This window comes from Rhizobium leguminosarum (assembly GCF_001679785.1).
In the GTDB taxonomy this organism is placed as follows: Bacteria; Pseudomonadota; Alphaproteobacteria; order Rhizobiales; family Rhizobiaceae; genus Rhizobium; species Rhizobium leguminosarum_R.
Genome location: NZ_CP016286.1, coordinates 29,400 through 50,149, shown reverse-complemented (window position 1 = coordinate 50,149; position 20,750 = coordinate 29,400). Strand labels below are relative to the sequence as shown.

Here is a 20,750-nt window from a genome sequence, read left to right as displayed (position 1 = left end):
GCGCAACAGCGGCCAAGCCTGCGGATTATTGTGCCGTTTCTGGAGGATTGAGGATCAGGATGTCGAAATCCTTTGCAGGATCGAAATCCTCTGATGTCATTCGGAATGTCGTCGGGCCGATCTTCTGAACGTTGCTGCCGCAGAAGCTGATGAGGCTGCCGGGTTTGCCCTTGTCGATCGTCAGCTGGAAGCGCTTGATCGGCCCCGCCCAGTTGGCGCCGGTCGACAGCACATAGGAGATCCAGCTTTCGGTATAGTTGGCGCCTCCGGCCTCGGCTTCCCGCGCGCGCTGCTGGGCAACCCTGACGAAATCTCCGTCAAGGCAGTATTTGCGGGAATATTCCTCGAAACGCTCACCCTTCGGCTCGCCATTTTCGAGAAAGCTGATGGCGACGGTGCCGCCGACGGCCGGCTTGTAACGGTGCGCTACGCTGACCTTCTTCTTTGCCGGAAAGGTGGTGCGCCACCAATAGGTCGAGCGCAGCGTCCAGAGCGGCACGAGATCGACCGTGGCATCGCCGGCGCCCATGGGATAGACGAGGCCGCGGGCGATCCAGTCCTTGCGGACGGTTTCGGAAAGCTTGGCGAGCGCCTCGGTCGTCTTCTGGCTGTAGGGCAGGACGGGGATGCCCTGTTTGGCGAACTCGTCGGTCACGTCGATGCCGAGCGAGACGACGCGTTGCTGCAGCTTGGCGGTGATCGGACTGCCGTCCTGCACGGTGGAAAAATGCAGGAAATTATCGCTGTCATAATCGGAGATGGCGGAATTGTTGTCGACCTGGCCAGTGATGTCGGGCATCGGAAAGGCGACCAGGCTCTCGACATCCTTGTCGGAGCTGTTCTCGAACACATAGTCGACGCGCACTTCCGAAGCGGAGATGAAGAGATCCTCTTGCGCCATGCTGACATCGTCGGATTGGGCAAAGATCAGCCCGCCGGTCTTGACCTCGGCCATAGTATCGTTCGCGAGCGCGGGCGATGCGATCACTGCCGCGACAAGCCCCATCGCGACAGGCAGAGTGAAGAGCTTCAGCATGGAACACCCCCGTGTCTGCGGCACGCTCCGCGATCGCCGCGGTGGGATTATCGCCGAAAGCTATTGAGGGTCAATGACGGTCTTGGGAACAAAATGCTTGCAACCGACGGCTTTGCCGGTCATGCACAGCCGATGTCAGATCAAAACACCCAACGTCTCGACCAGCTTCTCGTCTCCCTCGGCCTTTTTGCCAGCCGCTCGCGCGCCCGCGACGCCGTGCAGCGCGGCACTGTCAGGATCGGCGGTCAGGTGGTCACGAAGGCCGGCGCGCTGTTTAGCGCAGACGCGGCAATCGAGATCGACGATCCGGCGCAAGACTATGTCTCGCGCGCCGCACTGAAGCTTGCCGCCGCACTCGATCATTTCCGGCTCGATCCTGCCGGCCATCACTGTCTTGACGTCGGTGCTTCCACCGGCGGCTTCACCGAGGTGCTGCTGCAGCGCGGGGCTGCGCATGTCACCGCGATCGATGTCGGCCATGGGCAGATGCATCCGCGCATATCCGGCGATCCGCGGGTGACGAACAGGGAGGGCCTCAACGCCCGTAACCTGACTGCAGAGGATATCGGCCATCCCGTCACCTTCATCGTTTCCGACGTCTCCTTCATCACGCTGAGGCTGGCGCTCGCACCGGCTCTTGAGATCGCCGAACCCGGCGCTGTCGCCGTGCTGCTGGTCAAGCCGCAGTTCGAGGCCGGGCGCGAGGCGATCGGCAAGGGCGGGATGCTGAAGGACCCCTCGTCCGCTCCCACTGTTGCTGCGGAACTGGAGCGCTGGTTCGTCGAGGATATGGGCTGGAAAAGCCTTGGCCTCATCCCCTCCCCGATTTCCGGCGGCGACGGCAATCAGGAATTCCTTCTGGCAGGATTGAAGCCGTGAGCACCGAAACAGTCACGATCGAGAAGCTCGGCGCCCAGGGCGACGGCATCGCCAGCAGCGCCGGCGGACCTGTCTATGTGCCCTTTTCCCTGCCCGGCGAAACCGTAGCGATTGCCCGCGTCAAGAGCCAGGGCACGATCATGTCGATCACGACGCCCTCACCCGACCGGCAGGAGCCGCCTTGCCGGCATTTCGGCCCGGATGGCCTCAACGGCACCTGCGGCGGATGCACGGTGCAGCATATGGCAGATGCGCCCTACCGCGCCTTCAAGCGGCAGCTGGTCATCGATGCGCTGAAATCCAAGGGGCTGACGCCGGAGGTCGGCGAAATCGTTCCGGCTCGGCCGGGCGAACGGCGGCGCGTGGTGTTTGCGGCGCGCAAGACCGAGAAGGACATGCTTGTTGGATTCAACCAGGCCGAAAGCCACCATATCGTCGCCATCGAGGAATGTCCGATCTCGTCGGCAGGGATCATCGCCCGGCTGCCGGCGATCAGGGCGATTGCTGCATCGCTGGCGACCAGCGCCGAACCCTTCCGCGTCGCCGTGCTCGAAACGCTTTCCGGCCTCGACATCTCCGTCGACGACGTGAAGAAACTCTCCGATCCGCAGCGGCGCAAGGCGATCGAGACCGCGCTCAGCCTGCGCGGCATCGCCCGTGTTTCACTGAACGGCGAAATTCTCGTCGAACCGTCGAAGCCGATGGTCGAATTCGGCGGCGTCCAGGTTTCACCGCCGCCGGGCGGCTTTACCCAGGCGACGAAGCCGGCGGAAGAGGCGATGGCGGAGCTGGTCATTGCCCATGCCGGCAAGGCGAAGCGGATCGCCGATCTCTTTGCCGGCTCCGGCACGTTTTCGCTGCGGCTGGCGCGGATCGGCCGCGTGCACGCCGTCGAAGCCGAGGCAAAGGCGCTCGCAGCACTCGACCATGCCGCGCGCAACACGCAGGGGCTGAAGCCGGTCACCGTCGAAAAGCGCGATCTCTTCCGCCGTCCTTTGATGACGCAGGAATTCAAGCCCTTTGACGCCGTCGTCCTCGATCCGCCGCGCGCCGGAGCCGAGTTCCAGTGCCAGGAGCTCGCCCGCTCAGGCGTGAAGAGGATCGTGGCCGTCAGCTGCAATCCGCTGACGCTGGCGCGGGATCTCGCGATCCTCGTCGAGGGCGGCTACCGCATTACCGGCGTGACGCCGATCGACCAGTTCCTCTGGACCTCGCATGTCGAGGTGGTGGCGACGCTGGAGAAATAGGCGTGTCTGTCGAAAAGACCAAAAGACGCAACCCATACTATAACGGCCCAGTGTCCGATCATTTCGACGGCACGCATTTCTTCAATCCCGAAGGTATTGAGCCCCTTGGTTTCCGCGACCTGATGCGCTGGCAATTCGGCGGTGGCCGTGAGCGTTGGCCGAGGTCGGTCCCAAGTCCGTTCGCGATGGCCAAGCCGGATCCACACGTCGACGGCGAGGATCTAAGGGTGACCATGGTTGGCCATGCAACAATGCTCGTGCAGGTCGCTGGGCTCAATATCCTCACCGACCCGGTATGGTCGGAGCGCGCGAGTCCCTTCGCTTTTGCCGGACCCAGGCGCGTCGTCCCACCGGGCATCGCGTTCGATGATTTGCCGCCGATTGATCTCGTGCTGGTATCGCACAATCATTATGATCATCTCGATATCGCAACGCTCAGGCGGTTGGGTGCGAAGCATCGGCCGCGTGTCGTGACGCCACTTGGCAATGACACGATCATTCGCCGTGCCGTGCCCGATATAGAGACGACATCGATGGACTGGGGCGAGCGCATTTCGCACGCCGGCATAAGCATCGATGCGGAGCCTGCACACCATTGGTCCGCCCGCGGAACCGCCGATCGCCGGATGGCGCTGTGGGCGTCGTTCGTTTTGTCGACTCCCGCCGGAAAAATTTATCACGTCGGAGATACGGGTTTTCACGACGGAATCAATTACAAAGCGGCACAGCAGAAGCATGGCGGCTTTCGCTTGGCCATTTTACCCTTCGGCGCTTACGAGCCTCGATGGTTCATGAAAGGGCAGCACCAGAATCCGCAGGAGGCGGTGATCGGGATGAAGTTGGCAAATGCCGCCTATGTGGCCGGGCATCACTTCGCCACGTTCCAACTGACAAATGAAGCGGTCGACGCGCCGGCAAAAGCGTTGCAAGACGCAATGCGCGAGCATGATATTCCCCCGGAACGGTTCCGGCCGCTCAGGGCTGGCGAAGTATTCGACGTGCCCGCAGTCTAATCGGCATCCGTTTGCTGCCACACTGCCAAAGATTCTTCGGAAACGATCGAGATTGCCGCGAAGCCAGGCTCAGCGGCGCATGAAGGCCTCGAATGCCGCCCGAGCCTCGGCGCTTTTCAGCCGCGCGGAAAAATAGCTGGCTTCTTCGTCGATGCGGGCGATGATCTCGCTGCGGTCGCCGCGAATGAGATCGCGGGCGATGCGCAGCGCCTCCGGCGGCTTGGCCGCGAGCTTTGCAGCGAGGCCAAGCGTCATGGCATCGACCTCGCCTGACTCAACGACCTTCCAGACCAAGCCGGCTTCCTTGGCTTCTTCGGCCGAGAATGCTTCGCCGGCGGCAAGCATGGCGAAGGCGCGCTGATGACCCATCAGGCGTGGTGCGACGAGGCTGGAAGCCGCCTCCGGCACCAGCGCCAGATCGACGAAAGGTGTGCGAAACTGGCTGCGGCTGGAGGCGATGGTCAGGTCGCAATGCAGATGGATCGTCGTACCGATGCCGATCGCCAGACCGTCGACACCGGAGACGACGGGTTTCTCGGAATTCACCAGAGCATAGAGGAAATCGAGGATCTCCTGTCCCAGGCCACCGCCGCCGATTGCAGCAGCGAGAAAATCGTTGAGGTCGTTGCCGGCCGAGAAACAGCCTTCGGTGCCGAGGAAGGCGATGGCTCGGATGGCGGGATCGGCATTGGCCGCATTCAGCGCATCGGCCATGGTGCGGTACATGGCGCGGGTGATGGCGTTCTTCTTCTCCGGCCGATTGAAGCGGATAGACTGGACACCAGGATGGGCGGAAGGCTGCTCGACGATGATGTGATCGGTCATAAGGTCTCCTCAGGCAAGCAGGATGCGAGCGGCGGCAAGGCTTGCCGCGCCATTGACGACGCGATCGCGAAGGGCTGCGGTCTCGGCAAGCAGGTTTTCGGCGGCGAAGCGGCAGAGCGCGATGCGGCTTTCATCTGCACCATCGGCACTTTCGGCGAGACCGCCCTTGGCAAGATAGCAGCCGGTGAGCACCAGCCCGAACAGGCGCTGATAGGGGGTGGCACCGGAGAGCGCCTCGGCGGCCTTGTCATCGGCAAGTGTTTTGATCAGCCAGGCGGTCGCCTGTTCGAGATCGGCGATCGCAGTGTCGAGCCTCACGGCGGTCTCGCCGAAACCATTGAGATTGGAGCGGCGGACGCCATCGGCGATCTGCTTAAGCTCGGCGATGAAGCCCTTCACCTGATCGCCGCCGGAGAGCGGCAGCTTGCGGGTGACAAGGTCGATCGCCTGGATACCATTGGTGCCCTCATAGATCGGCGCGATGCGGGCATCGCGGAGATAACGCGCCGCACCCGTCTCCTCGATAAAACCCATGCCGCCATGCACCTGGATGCCGAGCGAGGCGACGTCGACGCCGGCATCGGTCGAAAAGGATTTGGCAATCGGCGTCAAAAGGGCGGCGCGCTCCTGCCAGTGGCGGCTGGTGTCACCTGCCCGATGGGACATGTCGATCGCATGGGCGCAGGCATAGGAGATGGCGCGCGCCCCTTGCGTCAGCGCCTTCATGGTGAGGAGCATCCGGGCGACATCGGGATGTTCGACGATCGGGCTCATGCCGGCGCCGCTTGAACCCGGCGCCCTGCCCTGGGTGCGTTCCCTGGCATAGGCAAGCGCCTTCTGGGTGGCGGCCTCGGCGATCGCCACGCCCTGCATGCCGACGGCGAGGCGGGCATTGTTCATCATCGTGAACATGCAGGCGAGCCCCTTGTTCTCCTCGCCGACCAGCCAGCCTACAGCCCCCTTTTCTCCGCCGAATTTGCCGTCGCCGTAGATCATCGTGCAGGTGGGCGAACCATGGATGCCGAGCTTTTGCTCCAGCGAATGGCAGAACAGATCGTTGCGGGGCCCAAGCGAGCCGTCGTCGTTCACCAGGAATTTCGGCACCAGGAAGAGCGAGATGCCGCGTGTGCCGGCCGGCGCATCCGGCAGGCGGGCCAGCACCAGATGGATGATATTGTCGGCCGCGTCGTGTTCGCCCCAGGTGATGAAGATCTTCTGGCCGAAAAGGCGGTAGCTGCCGTCATTGCGGCGCTCGGCGCGGGCTTTCAGCACGCCGAGATCGGAGCCGGCATGCGGCTCGGTCAGGTTCATGGTGCCGGTCCATTCGCCGGAGACCATCTTCTCCAGATATATGTCTTTCAGCGCAGCACTGCCATGGACGCTGACCGCCTCGATGGCGCCCATCGTCAGGGTCGGGGCGAGTGCGAAGGCCATGGAACCGGAATTCCACATTTCGAGGGCTGCGACATTCAGCATATGCGGCAAGGCCTGGCCGCCGAAAGCCTCGGGCGCCGTCAAGCCGTTCCAGCCGCCGGCAATCCAATGGCGGTAGAGTTCACGCCAGCCATCCGGCAGCCGGACCTCGCCATCGATCAGGCGGGCGCCTTGGCGGTCGCCGATTTCGGCAAGCGGGGCCACTTCCTCTGTGGCAAAACGCCCCGCCTCGGCGAGGATGGCGTCGACGAGATCCTCGCCGAGATCGCCGAGAAGGCCTTTTGAAATCGCCTCGCCCATGCCCGCTACATGCTTCAGCGTGAATGCGATTTCCTCGACGGGCGCCTTGTACATGGTTTTTCCTCCGCAGACCGGCCTCGCGCGCGGCAAAACCCCTCCGAGGCAAGGGCTAGTTGATTTTTACGTAAACGTCAATTTCGATTTCCTCGGCGCCGATGCGATAGTTTGGCTGAGATGACCCTTTGCTCTTGCACCATCGGCCAAATGGACGTCATGAACAAACTCTAAGGGAAGACATCGCCTTCGCAAAGGATCGGCGAATAATGGACACATTGCCCGTCAACATACCCGGTTTCGTCTGGGGCTATCGCTTCTCGCCGGATGAAAAGACTGCGGTGCGGCTGAACAACAGTGCGACGGTGGCGGAACTGACCGCGGATAACTGTTTCTACTGGCTGCACCTCAACCTTGTCGACGCCCGGGTGCCGGCCTTGCTCGATACTCTGCAGGGGTTGACTGAGGACGCGAAATCGGCGCTGACGACGCGGGACACGCATGCGGCCATCACCGTCGACGAGCAGATGCTCTATGGCACGCTCGTCGATTGCCAGCGCGAGTTCGCCGAGGATACCAACAATCTCGGCTGGCTGCATTTCGCCATGTCCGACCGCTTCATTATCACCACGAGGCTGCAGCCGCTGCGCAGCGTCGAACGGGCGCGGGCGCTGATAGAGAAGAATCCGGGCAAATTCTCGCGGCCGGTCGATCTCTTCGAACTGCTGGTGACCGAATTCCAGCGGACGCTGATCGCGATCGTCATCGAACTCACCGAAGAGCTGAACCAGATCGAGGATATCGTCTACGACAGCGCGCAGCGCGATGAACGCCGGCGCCTGGCGCCGGTGCGGCGAACCGTGGTCAGGCTGCATCGGCACCTGCGCACGGTGCTGGCGCTGATGCGCCGGGCGGCGGCGGCCGACGAGGACGAGATGCCCTTCGGCTTCGACGATGTAGCGCGGCGGCTGACCGGCCGGCTGGAAACGGTCGACCACGATATCTATGCGCTGCAGGACCGGGCACGCCTGCTGCACGAAGAAATCGATTCGAAACAATCCTCCGAAACCAACCGTCACCTCTATCTGCTGTCGATCATGACGGCCTTCCTGCTGCCGCCAACCCTGGTGACGGGCTTCTTTGGCATGAACACGGCAAACCTGCCCTTCGCCGTCGGCGACTACGGCACCGAATACGCCATCGTCCTCATCCTCGCCTCCGTTGCCCTTGCCTGGTGGTTGCTGAGGCGGGTGGATATTCTTTGAGGGCAATGCGTCGGCTTTCTCAATCTCGACGTCGCGTTTGGCACGTCCCTCGCCCCGTTTACGGGGAGAGGGTTCGGGTGAGGGGCAGACTTTTTCGATACGGCGGCGCGTTTCCAGGTCTTATCAATACGGCGAATAGCACTGCTGGCGCGGGCCGTTATAGGGTTGGAACGTGTTGTCGTAGGCGCGGTATGACCGGTAGCGGTTGGCGCACCAGGCGACGTGGCTCGAACCCATGCGGGGCGCAGGTGCGACGTAACGCGGCTGTGCGGCAATGGCGCCGCCGATGACCGCGCCGGCGCCGAAGGCGGCGAGCGGATACCAGTAGCCGTTATAGCGGCGGTATCCCGGGCGGTAATAGGAATATCCGCGATAGCCACCGTAATAGCCGGGCCGGTAGTAGGCGCCGGGACGATAGCCAGGCCGGTAGCCCGGACGGTAACCGGGGCGATAATAGCGGCGGTACTGCACGTTCTCGACGGCGGAGGATTTTTCCACCTGCGGGGCGGTGGGCATCTGGATTGCCTGCGACGGCGCAAAGCCCGTCAGCACCACGGCGGCCGCCAGAACTGCGGTCGCGATCTTGTTACTCAAACCGAACATTCTTCTCTCCCATTCAACAGCGATAACCGCCTGCTCAGCAACGCTTTCGTGCCGGAATGGTTCCGAAAGCGGCCCGGGCCTAGCTGCCTTCGTATGTGTACAGAAATCGATCTGAACCGGGCATTAACCGGGAGGCCGATGATGTCGCCCGGAACGCACTTCAGTCCTTTGTTCATGCATGCCGTTATCCCGGAACCGTAACAGTTCCGGGCTACATGCATTAGGCCACGGCGGAAATTTTCGCCTGGTCACCCTGCAGACGGTTCACCATGAAGTTCGAATACCATTCGAGGAACTGCATGACGCCGCCTTCATGCAAGGCGGAATAGGGGCCGGGCTCATAGGCGGGCGAGTGAATGCCGAAGGCGTTTTCCTCGACGATGCGGCGATCCTGATCGTTGGTCTCGGTCCAGACGTGGGTCAGCTCCTCCAGATTGTAATCCACGCCTTCGACGGCGTCCTTGTGGACGAGCCATTTGGTCGTCACCGCCGTCTCGTTGGCGCTGAGCGGCAGTACCCGGAAGGAGATGGCATGGTCGCCGAGCAGGTGGTTCCACGTCGTCGGGTAGTGGAAGAGCAGCATGGTGCCGATATGGCTGATCGAGATATCGTCGGAGAGCGGGCGCTTGACGGCACTCTTGCCCGACATGGTGTAGCTCTCGGCATCCTCGATCAGCGGCATGCGGGCGGTGCGGAACTGACCGTCCGGCGAAATCTGGAATTTGCTCGGCAGGCCGGCGGCCTCGCAGCGCGCCCAATGGCCGGCGATCTCCGGATCGTCGGCACCGCCATCCGTGCCGGTGACACTCGGGGCTTCGGGATAGGTGCGGCAGAGCTCGGGGTGATTGGCGGCGCAGTGATAGCATTCGCGATTGTTTTCCCAGACAAGCTTCCAGTTGCCCTTCTCGATGATCGTGCTCTGGAAGGCGACCTTGCTCTCGCTGATCCGGTGCGGCGCGACATAGGGTTCGATCTTGTCGCGCACCGGCTGGAAATCCGGAGCGGTGTTGGCAAGGCAGATGAAGACATAGCCTGCGACGATCTCGCAATGGACGGGCTTCAGGTTGAAGCCAGTCTTGTCGAAATCATCGCCCATGTGGCGGGCGAAGGCGAGCTTGCCTTCGAGATCATAGGTCCATTGATGATAGGGGCAGACGAGACGCACGGAGGAGCCGTGCTCCTTGGTGCAGACGCGCGAACCGCGATGGCGACAGCTGTTGTGGAAAGCGCGGATGACATTGTCACGGCCGCGGACGATGACGACGGGATAGCTGCCGATCTGAACAGTGAAATAGGCGCCCGGCTTCGGCAGCTCGCAATCATGGCCGATAAACAGCCAGTCGCGATAATAGATCATCTCCATGTCGAGCTGGAAATAATCCTCGTCGATATAGAACGGCTGTTCGAGGCTGAAGCCCTCACGGCGGCTCTTGAGCTGACGCAAAACGTTGCTGCGAATATCCATCTTCATGTCCTCGTGCACCCGGCTGCCGCCCTTCCGGCAAGAAGGCCGGCGGAAGCGCGCCCGCTTGCTTCTCCTTCGGGAGAAGTGTTCATGGCGTCATTTAATCACCGAGCCTGCCTGCCGCTTGGTTGTAATGCGACATCGGCTTCGAAATTGACGACAGGATGCGGCAAGCCGCAAGCTGCCGATCCCGGTCGATGACATCGCCCGACTCTCCAGGCAATTATCGTCAATTGCGACATGGCGTAAAGACCCGCTCCGCAAAGAGGTCTGCTGCCGAGATCGACCGCCATCGCGTTTGCGACATTTGCGGGCATTTGCCCTTCCGCCTGCCGGCTGCGAGACTATTTTTTAACATCGCCTTAAGCATACGGCCCTATCCTCCTGGTGATCACCGACCGACCGAAGAACGCGAACCATGGCCAAACTCCGTTATTTCGACGCGAAAGATGCGAGCAGACCGCAAGAGCCGCAGCTGATTGCCGCCCATTCCGAATTCCTGCGCACCGGCCGCATCCCCCGCGAGCGGCGGCATTGGCTGGCAGAGGAAAAGCGATATTTCACCCACGACGAGGTCGCCGCAAAGACCGGCCGCAAGCTGCAGGTGGCCGGCGAAAAGACGCATCAGAACATCAACGGTTTCCACCATTCGATCCAGTTTCCGAAGATAATCTTCCACCGGACGCTGCAGGATAGCCCGCATCTCGGCTATTGCCACGTCACCGCCGCACGGACGAAGTTCGCCCGCTACGAGGAGGTGAGCTGGGCTTTCTACATCGCCAATTTCTACTCCGACATCGGCGACAACGACAACTTCTTTGAGCGCATCGACGTCGGTTATTCCCGCATGTATTTCGCTGTCGCCATAAAGCCAGGCGAAGAGTCCGCGGAAAAGATGACCATCGACCGGTCGGTCCGCGGCAACGGCCTGCTCTTCCGCACCCACGATCCGCAGGCGGCGATCCGCAACATCCTGCTGCTCGGCGCCCGCAACGAACAGCTGCGCGAAATCATCCGGCAGCTCTAAAGCTCGCCGCGCTTTACGTCCTTGCTTGATGCACGTCGGTGCCAAAATCGCTGCACAGTTTTGGGCGACATGCATAATCCTGGCTTGATGCATGTCGTGACCCCAAAACCGCTGCACACTTTTGGGCGACATGCATAATCCTTGTTTGATGCATGTCGTGACCCAAAACCGCTGCACACTTTTGGGCGACATGCATAGATGAACAACGCGATTGATCGCGGGCGGCGGAAAGCCTAATGACTGCCGGGACGAACACAGGCAGGACATGGCACGAACGATCGACATAGAGGCAGACAGGCAGGCAGCGATCGAGGCGGCCTCAGCCGCTCTTGCCGACGGCTTTGCCATCGCCATCCCGACTGAGACCGTCTACGGCCTTGCCGCCGACGCCACCAATCCTTTGGCCATTGCCCGCATCTACGAGACAAAGGGACGGCCGCGCTTCAACCCGCTGATCTGCCATATGGCCGACCTTGCCATGGCCGAAGAACATGCCGAGTTCGACCCGGTCTCGCGGGCGCTCGCCAAAGCCTTCTGGCCCGGCCCGTTGACCCTCGTGATGCCGCTGAAGCCTCAGAGTTCGATCCATTCGCTGGCGACCGCGGGGCTCGACAGCGTCGGCATCCGCGTGCCGAAAGGGTTTGCCGGCGCTTTGATCGGCGCCTTCGGACGGCCGCTCGCAGCCCCCAGCGCTAATACGTCAGGCGGGATCAGCGCCACGAGTGCCGCCCATGTCGAAGCCGATCTCGGGGCGAAAATCCCGCTGATCCTCGACGCAGGCCCGAGTGCTGTCGGCGTCGAATCGACGATCGTCAAGGCAGAGGGCGGCCAACTAAGGCTGCTTCGGCCGGGCGGACTGGCGGCGCGCGAGATCGAGCGCGTTGCAGGCCAGCCGCTGCTGCGGGCGAAGACGGCATCGGCGGCCATCGAGGCGCCGGGCATGCTTGCCTCCCATTACGCGCCGGGTGCTTCCGTGCGCCTCAACGCGACGGCAGTCGAACCCGGCGAAGCGCTGATCGCCTTCGGCAGCGCTGCGGTCTCCGGCGCGGACAGTGCGCGGATCGTCCTTGACCTTAGCCCGCGCGGCGACCTTGCAGAGGCCGCCGCCAATCTTTTCGACTATATGAAGCGGGCCGATGCGAGCGGCGCCCAGAGCATCGCCTTTTCGCCGATTCCCGAGGACGGCCTGGGCGAGGCAATCAACGACCGGCTGCAGCGGGCAGCCGCGCCCCGCGACTGAAGGACCGTGCATCACGATGAAGGACCGAGCCCGATGAGCAATTCCAGCATTTCCACCGAACTCCTCGATCGCTTCGCGGCCATCGTCGGCGAAAAATACGCGCTGCGTAGCGAGGCCGATCTTGCACCGCATCTGATCGAAAACCGCGGGCTCTATTACGGCTCCTCCCCTCTCCTCTTGAAGCCCGCTTCGGTCGAAGAAGTCTCTGATATCATGAAGCTTGCGACGGAGACTGGAACGGCGATCGTGCCGCAGACCGGCAATACCGGCCTCGTCGGCGGCCAGACGCCGCGTCAGGGCAAGTCCGATATCATTCTGTCGCTCGAGCGTATGAACAGGATCCGCGATGTCGATCCGGTGGCGAACGTGCTGGTGGCCGATGGCGGCGCTATCCTCGCCGAGGTGCAGAAGGCGGCCGAGGCGCATGGGCGGCTGTTTCCGCTGTCGCTCGGCTCGGAAGGCTCCTGCCGCATCGGTGGCAACCTTTCCACCAATGCCGGCGGCACGGCGGTGCTTGCCTATGGCAATATACGTCAGCTCTGCCTCGGTCTCGAAGTGGTGCTGCCGACCGGGGAGATCTGGGACGGCTTGCGCCGCCTGAAGAAGGACAATACCGGCTACGACCTGCGCGACCTCTTCATCGGCGCCGAGGGCACGCTCGGCATCATCACCGGCGCGGTGCTGAAGCTCTTTCCCCAGCCGCTCGGCCATCAGGTGGCCTTCGCTGGCCTGAATTCGGTGGCAGATGCGCTTGGCCTCTTCAACCTCGCCTCCAGCCTCTGCGGCGCCTCGCTCACCGGTTTCGAGCTGATGCCGCGTTTCGGCGTCGAGATCACCACGCGCCATATCGACGGCGTGCGCGATCCGCTGGAGGCCGCCTATCCCTGGTATGTGTTGATCGACATTTCGACGTCGGATTCGGCCGAGACGGCGGAGCGGATGTTGAGTGGCGTGCTGGAACAGGGCTTCGAGGCTGGGCTGGTGCTGGACGCCGCAATCGCCGCATCCGTGGCGCAGCAAAAGGCGCTCTGGCACATGCGCGAAAGCATGTCGGATGCGCAGAAGCCGGAAGGCGGATCGATCAAGCACGATGTTTCCGTGCCCGTATCGAAGATCCCGCATTTCATGGCCGAGGCCGAAGAAGCGGTGATGGCGGCCATGCCGGGCGCCCGCATCTGCGCCTTCGGCCATATGGGCGACGGCAACATCCATTACAATATTTCCCAGCCGCTCGGCGCCGACAAGGACGCCTTCATCGCCCGCTGGCATGAGATGAACCATATAGTGCATGGACTGGTGCTTGCCCATGGCGGCTCGATCTCCGCCGAGCACGGCGTCGGCCAGTTGAAGCGCGACGAACTGGCGGCGATCCGCCCGGCCATCGAAATCGAGCTAATGCGCCGCATCAAGCGCGCCTTCGACCCTGCCGATATCATGAACCCGGGAAAAGTGGTCAGCCTCGATCCGTGAGACTGCACGTCATCAGGCCTACTGCGTACCGCCGTTGGTCAGGATCATCAGCGCCGGCGACTGCTGGGTGGCGTTCTGGACGTCGTACATCGCGGTGAACCGGCGCAGCAGCTTGTCGACCTTCTTCGGATCCTGGAGATCCTCGAGCTTGACGAAGCGGTTGATGAGATCGGCCTGTTTGGCGACATCCATGCCCGAGATCTGCGACGGCAGGCTGTAGGCTGTGGTGATGACCTGATAAAGCGCCCTGTCGCCGAGGATTCCATAGATCGAGGTGATGCTCGAGGCCTTGCGGCTGAAATAGAGCGCCAGGCGGACGCCGTCGTTGCTTTCGCCTTGCTGGGCTTCCATCGTCTGCTGAACATAGAGCTCCTGCGTATGCTCCTCGGCCGCCTTGTTCTGGATGGTGCCGATCTTGGCGCGGGTCAAGTTGCCGTCCTTGTCGAAATTGAAGGCGGCGACGATGTCCTGGAATCGCGCATCGGCGGTGGCGTTGAGATAGCTCTTCTTGTCATCGGGGTCGGACGTGAAGATCTTCTTCAGCGTCGCCTTGTCGTAATCCTTCGGATCAAGGTTATTAGCCTTCAGGACCAGATCGGTCAGCCGGCTGTCGTCGAGGAAATCGTCGAGCGACTTCACCTTCGCCATGCCCTTGGCGAAATAATCGACTTCCGCCGTCGCATCCTTCGCCGCCTTGTCCTTTACTGGACCGTCCTTCATCAGCATGGTCATATGCGATCTATAGTCGGTGGCGTATTTGGCCATTGTCGCGTCGGGCAGCGCCTGGAAGGGTGATGCAGCCTTGCCGTCGGGGCCGAAGTTGAAGGCGCGGGCAAGGTTGGTGATGCGCTCATCCTTGAGCGACGCGACATAGCCGTTCGGATCATAGGCATCGCTGGTCAGGATCTTGCGCATCATCGAACGCGATACATCCTGGTCCGTCAGGCCGAAAGCCTGCAGCGCCACATGGAAGAGATCCGGGAGATTGTCGTTGCTCTTGCTGAAATCGGCCGACGAATTGCTGCGCAGGAAATCATTGACACTGTTGACGTCGGAGAAATTCACCAGGCTGCTGCTGTCGGCCATAAGCTTCTGGTAGTTGGATGCGACCTCGTCGATCGCCTCGTCGCGTTCGTCGTCGTAGCGCGCCGCATAATTGTCGTTGGTGGTCTGCGCTTGGTCGGCCGTCTGGACCGAGCTGACGACAGGAAGCGATCCATCGGCGGCGAAGTTGAAGTCGGCATTGAGATCGGCGTGGCCGGCTGCTGCAGCCGCCGTCGCATCGGTCAGAATGCTCTTCAGGTCGGCGTTCGAGATATCGAACGGCAGATTGTAAGTGCTCTTCAGGAAATTGGTGATGCCGTCATCGGCAATAAGATCATCGACATTGGCGATCGCCCCCATGCGTGCGGAATAGTCGTTGGTCCGCGCTGTCGCACTAATTTTCGTATTGCTGATCTGGGCGGCCGTCTGCGCCTGCATGCCATCTTCAAGCGTGCCGTCCGCCTTGAAGTTGAAGGCAGCGGCAACGTCGGCATAAGTGCCGGTGCCGCTCTGGTCAGTCAGGATATTCCTGAGATCGACATCGCTGACCGTCGATGGGATGCCGAAGGCGTTGCGGACGAAATTGTTCAGTTTCTGGTCCGCCAGCAACTGATCGACGTCCGAGATGCCGGCGATGGTCGCCTGATAGTAGACGGCCGCATCATTCGCCTTGCTGGTGGTGCTCGCGCTCTGCGAGGCACTTTGCGAGGCGTAAAGGGTGGCGACAGAACCGTCCGTCTTGAAGTTGAAAAGATCGTGGACGTCGCTATAGCTTTGGGCGCTGGCAGCCGCGGGATCGACCAGGAACGTCCTCAAGGTCGCATCAGAGACGCTATCGGCGATCTGCATGCTGTTTCTGATGTAGCTGACGGCAACCGCATCCGACATGATGTCATCGACATTCGTGACATTGCCGATCATGCCGTTGAAATGCGCGGCGTTCGCCGCCGACTTGTCGGTAGTCGACTTTCGTTGAGCTTCCGTCTGAATTACCGAACCGTTGATCGAACCGTCCGCCTGGAAATTGAAGTCGGCATTGATGTCGGCATGGCCCTGAGCCGCGGCATAGGCCGGATCCGTCAGAATGCTCTTGAGGTCGGCATTGCTGAAATTCGTGCCGAGACCATAGGCATCCTTGATATAGCGCGCCAGCACATCATCGGCGAGCAGGTCATCGACATTGGTGATGCTGCTCGATTGCGAGGTCAAGGTATAATAGCTGCCGGTGTTCGACGCAGCCGACTTCAGATTGTTCGCCTGGGAGATAGACTGGGCGCGCGCCGTGTTCGACGTCGAACCGTCCGCCTTGAAATTGAAAGCATTGTAGACATTGGTGAAGCCCATCAGCTGGGCATAACCGGGGTCGGTCAGCACCGTGCGCAGCGCTGCGGCGGTAAAGTCGGCACCCATGCTATAGGCTGTCTTGATATATGAGGTCAGCCGGTTGTCCGCGACCAGGTCATCCACATTGGTGATCGTGCCGATCTTGGCGGTGTAATAGGCCTTGTTGTATTCGGCCGCCGTCTTACCGACGTAATAGACGTCGGAGCCAACCGAATTGTCGATGATGACCGATTGGGAATTCAGCGTGTAGGACTCGATGACCAAGGCCTTCTGCGCGGCGGTCTGGGCCGTGCCGGTGACAGTGCCGTCGGCGTTGAAGCTGAACTGGGCGGCAAGCGCCTTATACTTGTCGCCGCCCTGCGTATTGACGAAGCTCGTGGGGTCGCTGAGATCGCTGGTCAGCACCTGCCGCAGAAAGTCCTTCGACGCATAGGTGGGATCGATCTTGAAGGTCTTCAGCACATAGGTGCGCAACCGGGTGTTGTTGACCAGGTCGTCGACGCTCTGCACGCTATCGATATTGTTGCTGTAATAGGTGCTTTCGGCGCTCGCGGCCTTTTCGGCATCGGCGAAGGATTGCTTGTAAAGGCCGATGAGCTCGTCCTCCTGCGCATCCGTCTGCACGTCCTTCTCCGGCGCATTGAAATTGAAGGCGGCGGCGAATTCGCGATAGCGCGTATCGGAGAGCTTGTTGGCGTAGCTGTCGGGATCGGTGAGATCGCTTTCCAGCACCTTCTTCATGAAGGCCTTGGCATAGGTCATGTCCTCGAGGCCATAGGCCTTCATCGCATAGCTGTAGAGCTTGTAGTCGCCGAGGAAGTCGTCGACATTGGTGACCTTGTTGATATGGTCGGCGTAATACTGGGCATCCTTCTTGACCGTCGTCTGCGACGCGACCTTGTTGAGGCTCGACGTCATGTCCCGCGACAGGATCGTGTAAGCGAGGGAAGCCGTGATCATGGAAAGCGCCCTTTTCGGCAAAATCTCTAAAAGAACGACGAAATGCTGGTGAGCACATTTTGCCATGGAAAGCTTACCTGAGGCTTACCTCCGGATGCATCATTCCAGGACACCACATCGTTCACCTTCCGGAAACCCTGCCGGATTCGGTTTTGATAACCATCAGAGGAGGCAAAGTTTTCTTAACCGCAATTTTTAAGCTGTACGGAACGGCGGCTGCCTATTGTCGGCCATAGAGGACGAAAAGTCCCAAGGAGAAGACCGGAAATCGGCTCTCAGGTAAGACAAGGGTAGAATGAAATGAACAATCCCGTTATGAAGCCCGCCTGGGCTAGCACGACGTTACGCCTCGATCCGTCCCGCTTTCCCCAGCAGGTCAGCTACGCCATCCACGATTGTTCGGATGACGTCAATATCACCATAGACGAACGCGGTGCGGTCCTGCGCAAGGTCCTCCCCTCCAGCGGCCTGCCGCTCTCGATTGCGCTGCCGAAGCGCGTTTTCAAGGGCGTCGCCGCCCGCGCCATCGACCATGGCGACGGCGATGTCACGGTAACTCTCGAACTCCATCACACCGATCCGGAGCTCTGCATTCCGCTGCTCGTGGCGCATGATCTCAGCGACATCGCTGCAGACTGGCGCAGCTGGTCGGAAGCCTTCCGCATTCCGATGCTGATGGTCGAGGCCGACGGCGTCGCCCGGCCGCTCGAAGAGCACATCGGCGCCTTGCGCACCAGCGATCTCAAGCCACGCCGCCGTCATTCCTACTTCGCCAACCGCCGCCCGCGCTTCCTCGTGCGCCGCACCACCGGCCGGCTGGGCGTCGCCATGAAGATCGAAGGTAAGGAAATCATCGCCCGGACTTAAGCGAAATCGCGAAAGTCCCAATGTGGCAATGCCATTTTGAAACCCGGCGCCCGCGCCGGGTTTATCGTTTCATTCATCATCCCAATCAGGGAATGGCGAAGAGCAGCGAGACGAAGAGGCCGAAGAAGATGATCAGGCCGACGCGGTTGTTTGACTTGAAGAGCGCCAGGCACTGGTCGGGATCGTTGATATCGAGCCGCACGATCTGCCAGGCGAACATGCCGGCGGCGCCGAGCAAGGCCAGGAAAGCGATGAGATTGGCGCTGGCGAGAGCGAAAGCAATAAACATCAGCAGCAGCGTCAGCCCGTAAAGGCCGATCAGCCATTGCCGTGTCCTGTCGCCGAACAGACGCGCGGTGGAGCGGACGCCGATCAGTTCGTCATCCTCCTTGTCCTGATGCGCATAGATCGTGTCGTAACCGATCGTCCAGGCGACGGAGGCGGCATAGAGCAGGATGGCGGCAAAGGAGAGGCCGCCCATAATCCCGGCCCAGCCCATCAGCGCGCCCCAGGAGAAGGCAAGTCCGAGGTAGAATTGCGGCCAGTCGGTGAAACGTTTGGCAAAGGGATAAAACGCCACGATCCCGAGCGAGAGCACGCCGAGGAAGACGTTGAGCCAGTTGAACTGCAGCAACACGATGAGGCCAACCAGCGCCTGCAAGCCGATGAAGATCTTCGCGTGGGCGCGCGTGACGCGGCCGGAGGGCAGCGGACGCGACCGCGTGCGCGCCACTTCCATGTCAATCTCGTGGTCGACGAGATCATTATAAGTGCAGCCGGCGCCGCGCATGGCGACCGCGCCGATGAAATAAAGGAACAGATGAGACACCAGCAAGCTGCCGGAATAGATCCCCTCGCCGATCGCCGCATTGGAAGCAAGTGTCGCCGACCAGAAGCACGGCCACATCAAGAGCTGCCAGCCGATTGGGCGATCCCAGCGCGCGAGCTGCGCATAGGGCCAAAGCCATGGCGGCAGGATCCGGTAGACCCAGTTATCGGAAGGTGCGTCGGAAACGCGATCGTTGAAGTCGCCCGTGTCGTGCATGCCGCTCATCTAGCGGCGGGCCGTCGATGCGGTCAAGAAGCGATCATGCGCTGCGATTTGCATCACCGTTGGATCGATTCTGATCCAAGGGTGAAATTATAGGGCAATTCAAAGCATTACAGCGCTGCGCATCTGAGATGGGATGCGCAGCCGCATCAATCACTGCAGTGAGAAATTGAACTTGTAGGTCGCCGAGACGCCGATCAGGACCTGGTTCTTCGAGCCACGCTCGCGCACGAGGCTGCTGTCGGCGGCAGGGCCTGCCAGCCGCTTATATTCGAGGAAGGAACTTGCCGAGAGGTTTTCCGTCGCCTTCCAGGTGAGCGCCGCGCCTGCGCCGTAGGATTGGATGCCCGACGACGGCTTATAGGGATCAAGCCCGCTAGCCGCCGCCTGCTTGGCGTTGACGCCGTAATAGGCGTCGTAATAGCCGCTGCTGGCAAACGTCGCGCGCGGTCCGCCTGACAGCTGCAGGTCGGGGGCGATATCGGTGAAGGCATCGACGGCGAGATCGGCGACAACGCCGTCATGGGCGCGGATGCCTTGGCGGACTTCGGCGCGGGCGCGAAGGAAGTCGGTCGGGTAAACCTCGACGAAACCGCCGGCTTCCGCCCCCCATTTGACCTTCTTCAAGCCCTTCAGCTCGCTGCCGTCGCCGTCATCGCGCGACGGCACGAATTTACCGACGATGCCGGCACGGAAGGCACCCTTGTCGATGAGGGCGAAAGAAGGATTGTCGTTGCGCGAGGAAAAACGCGGCCCGGCACCTTGGCGGCCGACGGAGACCAGCGGGCTGAACTTGAATTCATTGTGCGACGAGCCCTCGAATTTCGGGGCGGAGAAGCCGGCGACGCCGACGCTCAGATACCAGTCGCCGGACCAGAAGTGCTGGCCGCTTTCCTGGGCGGCCGCCGAGCCAGCAGATAAAAGGGCAATAGCCAAAGAGATCGATACGACTGATCGATGAGACACGTCCACACTCCAGAAAACGCAAAAACAAAGCCGCGGAGGGCGGCGCTCGCTACATCTATCCCGATGTCGTTACCCCAATGTTAACCACGGCGGCGAGATTGAGCAGGCAGACGACTGCGTCTGGTTTTTACCGCTGGTTCCACCGGCGGATGACCGGCTCGGTCAGATCGTGCTCGTAGCCGAGCACGCTGATGCTGGCCGTATCGAGTACGAAACGGGAGCCGTCTTCCGGCGGCAGGCCGAGCCAGCGGGCGGCGAGGACTCGCAGGAAATGCGAGCTCGAAAAGACCAGGATGGTGCCGGCCGTTTGACGTAGTCCGCCAATCACGGCGTCGGCGCGATCGCCGACATCGGCGGCGAATTCGCCCTTCGGGCAGCCGTCGCGAAAGAGCTGCCAGCCGGGGCGGTTGGCAAGGATCGCCTTGGTGGTGATGCCTTCATAAGAGCCGTAGTCCCATTCGGCGAGATCGTCCTTGATCACCGCGCCCGATCCGAACCCGGCGAGCGCGCAGGTCTTGCGGGCCCGCTCGGACGGGCTCGACCAGACGGCGGAGAAGCTAAGGCCCGCCAGCCGGTCGGCGAGTTTGCGGGCGGCGGCCTCGCCGTTCGCCGTCAAGGGAATATCGCTGCGTCCGGTATGCCGCCCCGACAGGCTCCATTCGGTTTCACCGTGGCGGACCAGGTAGATCTCGGGAAACGCACTGCTCATCGGCACAACCT

17 protein-coding genes are annotated in these 20,750 nt (G+C 61.5%); 8 read left to right on the top strand and 9 right to left on the bottom strand.

The features are described from left to right. Positions 1–25 precede the first annotated feature (25 nt). On the bottom strand, positions 26–1,036 hold the full coding sequence (locus tag BA011_RS00215) for a DUF4424 domain-containing protein (RefSeq protein WP_065278991.1): 1,011 nt from the start codon (positions 1,034–1,036) through the stop codon (positions 26–28). Between the two features lie 93 nt (positions 1,037–1,129). On the opposite strand from BA011_RS00215, the gene BA011_RS00210 reads away from it, so the two are divergent. From BA011_RS00210 to BA011_RS00200, 3 genes are read left to right on the top strand one after another with little or no spacing between them, the layout of a single operon-like run. Then, the gene (locus tag BA011_RS00210; protein WP_237352533.1) at positions 1,130–1,915 is read left to right on the top strand and encodes a TlyA family RNA methyltransferase; all 786 of its coding nucleotides are present in this window, start codon (positions 1,130–1,132) and stop codon (positions 1,913–1,915) included. Then, positions 1,912–3,162, top strand: coding sequence for a class I SAM-dependent RNA methyltransferase (locus BA011_RS00205; protein ID WP_065278990.1), 1,251 nt, complete (start codon positions 1,912–1,914; stop codon positions 3,160–3,162). The genes BA011_RS00210 and BA011_RS00205 overlap by 4 nt, the downstream gene beginning before the upstream one ends. A 2-nt stretch (positions 3,163–3,164) precedes the next feature. Further along, entirely contained in the window at positions 3,165–4,175 is a 1,011-nt protein-coding gene (locus tag BA011_RS00200; protein ID WP_065278989.1) for an MBL fold metallo-hydrolase, read from the top strand. 69 nt (positions 4,176–4,244) lie between these two features. Here BA011_RS00200 and BA011_RS00195 read toward each other — a convergent pair whose 3' ends face one another. Continuing rightward, complete coding sequence (locus BA011_RS00195) at positions 4,245–5,000, bottom strand: crotonase/enoyl-CoA hydratase family protein (RefSeq protein ID WP_065278988.1); 756 nt, start codon at positions 4,998–5,000, stop codon at positions 4,245–4,247. 9 nt (positions 5,001–5,009) lie between these two features. Next, positions 5,010–6,788 (bottom strand): acyl-CoA dehydrogenase, encoded by a 1,779-nt coding sequence (locus tag BA011_RS00190; RefSeq protein WP_065278987.1) that lies wholly within the window; start codon positions 6,786–6,788, stop codon positions 5,010–5,012. Positions 6,789–6,997: 209 nt separating this feature from the next. On the opposite strand from BA011_RS00190, the gene BA011_RS00185 reads away from it, so the two are divergent. After that, the gene (locus BA011_RS00185; protein WP_065278986.1) at positions 6,998–7,993 is read left to right on the top strand and encodes a transporter; all 996 of its coding nucleotides are present in this window, start codon (positions 6,998–7,000) and stop codon (positions 7,991–7,993) included. Between the two features lie 123 nt (positions 7,994–8,116). Here the strand turns inward: BA011_RS00185 and BA011_RS00180 are convergent, their stop codons facing one another. Then, positions 8,117–8,596: a BA14K family protein gene (locus BA011_RS00180; protein WP_065278985.1), complete on the bottom strand. Its 480-nt coding sequence runs from the start codon at positions 8,594–8,596 to the stop codon at positions 8,117–8,119. A 220-nt stretch (positions 8,597–8,816) separates the two neighbouring features. Then, the gene (locus tag BA011_RS00175; protein WP_065282344.1) at positions 8,817–10,061 is read right to left on the bottom strand and encodes an aromatic ring-hydroxylating oxygenase subunit alpha; all 1,245 of its coding nucleotides are present in this window, start codon (positions 10,059–10,061) and stop codon (positions 8,817–8,819) included. A 418-nt stretch (positions 10,062–10,479) separates the two neighbouring features. Between BA011_RS00175 and BA011_RS00170 the strand changes: the two genes are divergently transcribed. From BA011_RS00170 to BA011_RS00160, 3 genes are all read left to right on the top strand, one after another. Beyond that, positions 10,480–11,088: a DUF6656 family protein gene (locus BA011_RS00170; protein WP_065278984.1), complete on the top strand. Its 609-nt coding sequence runs from the start codon at positions 10,480–10,482 to the stop codon at positions 11,086–11,088. Positions 11,089–11,353: 265 nt separating this feature from the next. Next, complete coding sequence (locus BA011_RS00165; protein ID WP_065278983.1) at positions 11,354–12,328, top strand: L-threonylcarbamoyladenylate synthase; 975 nt, start codon at positions 11,354–11,356, stop codon at positions 12,326–12,328. 33 nt (positions 12,329–12,361) lie between these two features. Then, positions 12,362–13,798: an FAD-binding oxidoreductase gene (locus BA011_RS00160; RefSeq protein ID WP_065278982.1), complete on the top strand. Its 1,437-nt coding sequence runs from the start codon at positions 12,362–12,364 to the stop codon at positions 13,796–13,798. A gap of 18 nt (positions 13,799–13,816) precedes the next feature. On the opposite strand, the gene BA011_RS00155 is transcribed toward BA011_RS00160, so the two are convergent. After that, positions 13,817–17,146, bottom strand: coding sequence for a DUF1217 domain-containing protein (locus BA011_RS00155; RefSeq protein ID WP_065278981.1), 3,330 nt, complete (start codon positions 17,144–17,146; stop codon positions 13,817–13,819). A gap of 300 nt (positions 17,147–17,446) precedes the next feature. Here BA011_RS00155 and BA011_RS00150 point away from each other — a divergent pair, with 300 nt between their 5' ends. Beyond that, entirely contained in the window at positions 17,447–18,013 is a 567-nt protein-coding gene (locus tag BA011_RS00150) for a DUF6101 family protein (RefSeq protein ID WP_065278980.1), read from the top strand. Positions 18,014–18,098: 85 nt separating this feature from the next. On the opposite strand, the gene ubiA is transcribed toward BA011_RS00150, so the two are convergent. From ubiA to BA011_RS00135, 3 genes are all read right to left on the bottom strand, one after another. Beyond that, positions 18,099–19,058 (bottom strand): 4-hydroxybenzoate octaprenyltransferase, encoded by a 960-nt coding sequence (gene ubiA / locus BA011_RS00145; RefSeq protein WP_065278979.1) that lies wholly within the window; start codon positions 19,056–19,058, stop codon positions 18,099–18,101. A 159-nt stretch (positions 19,059–19,217) separates the two neighbouring features. Further along, positions 19,218–20,030: a MipA/OmpV family protein gene (locus tag BA011_RS00140; protein ID WP_065278978.1), complete on the bottom strand. Its 813-nt coding sequence runs from the start codon at positions 20,028–20,030 to the stop codon at positions 19,218–19,220. A gap of 127 nt (positions 20,031–20,157) precedes the next feature. Continuing rightward, positions 20,158–20,739: a histidine phosphatase family protein gene (locus BA011_RS00135; protein WP_065278977.1), complete on the bottom strand. Its 582-nt coding sequence runs from the start codon at positions 20,737–20,739 to the stop codon at positions 20,158–20,160. Between the last annotated feature and the right edge of the window lie 11 nt (positions 20,740–20,750).

Coding starts and splice junctions, on each gene's coding strand:
- BA011_RS00215 (WP_065278991.1), bottom strand. CDS start 1,036: ATGCTGAAGCTCTTCACTCTGCCTGTCGCGATGGGGCTTGTCGCGGCA.
- BA011_RS00210 (WP_237352533.1), top strand. CDS start 1,130: ATGCTTGCAACCGACGGCTTTGCCGGTCATGCACAGCCGATGTCAGAT.
- BA011_RS00195 (WP_065278988.1), bottom strand. CDS start 5,000: ATGACCGATCACATCATCGTCGAGCAGCCTTCCGCCCATCCTGGTGTC.
- BA011_RS00190 (WP_065278987.1), bottom strand. CDS start 6,788: ATGTACAAGGCGCCCGTCGAGGAAATCGCATTCACGCTGAAGCATGTA.
- BA011_RS00185 (WP_065278986.1), top strand. CDS start 6,998: ATGGACACATTGCCCGTCAACATACCCGGTTTCGTCTGGGGCTATCGC.
- BA011_RS00180 (WP_065278985.1), bottom strand. CDS start 8,596: ATGTTCGGTTTGAGTAACAAGATCGCGACCGCAGTTCTGGCGGCCGCC.
- BA011_RS00175 (WP_065282344.1), bottom strand. CDS start 10,061: ATGGATATTCGCAGCAACGTTTTGCGTCAGCTCAAGAGCCGCCGTGAG.
- BA011_RS00170 (WP_065278984.1), top strand. CDS start 10,480: ATGGCCAAACTCCGTTATTTCGACGCGAAAGATGCGAGCAGACCGCAA.
- BA011_RS00165 (WP_065278983.1), top strand. CDS start 11,354: ATGGCACGAACGATCGACATAGAGGCAGACAGGCAGGCAGCGATCGAG.
- BA011_RS00160 (WP_065278982.1), top strand. CDS start 12,362: ATGAGCAATTCCAGCATTTCCACCGAACTCCTCGATCGCTTCGCGGCC.
- BA011_RS00155 (WP_065278981.1), bottom strand. CDS start 17,146: ATGATCACGGCTTCCCTCGCTTACACGATCCTGTCGCGGGACATGACG.
- BA011_RS00150 (WP_065278980.1), top strand. CDS start 17,447: ATGAACAATCCCGTTATGAAGCCCGCCTGGGCTAGCACGACGTTACGC.
- ubiA (WP_065278979.1), bottom strand. CDS start 19,058: ATGCACGACACGGGCGACTTCAACGATCGCGTTTCCGACGCACCTTCC.
- BA011_RS00135 (WP_065278977.1), bottom strand. CDS start 20,739: ATGAGCAGTGCGTTTCCCGAGATCTACCTGGTCCGCCACGGTGAAACC.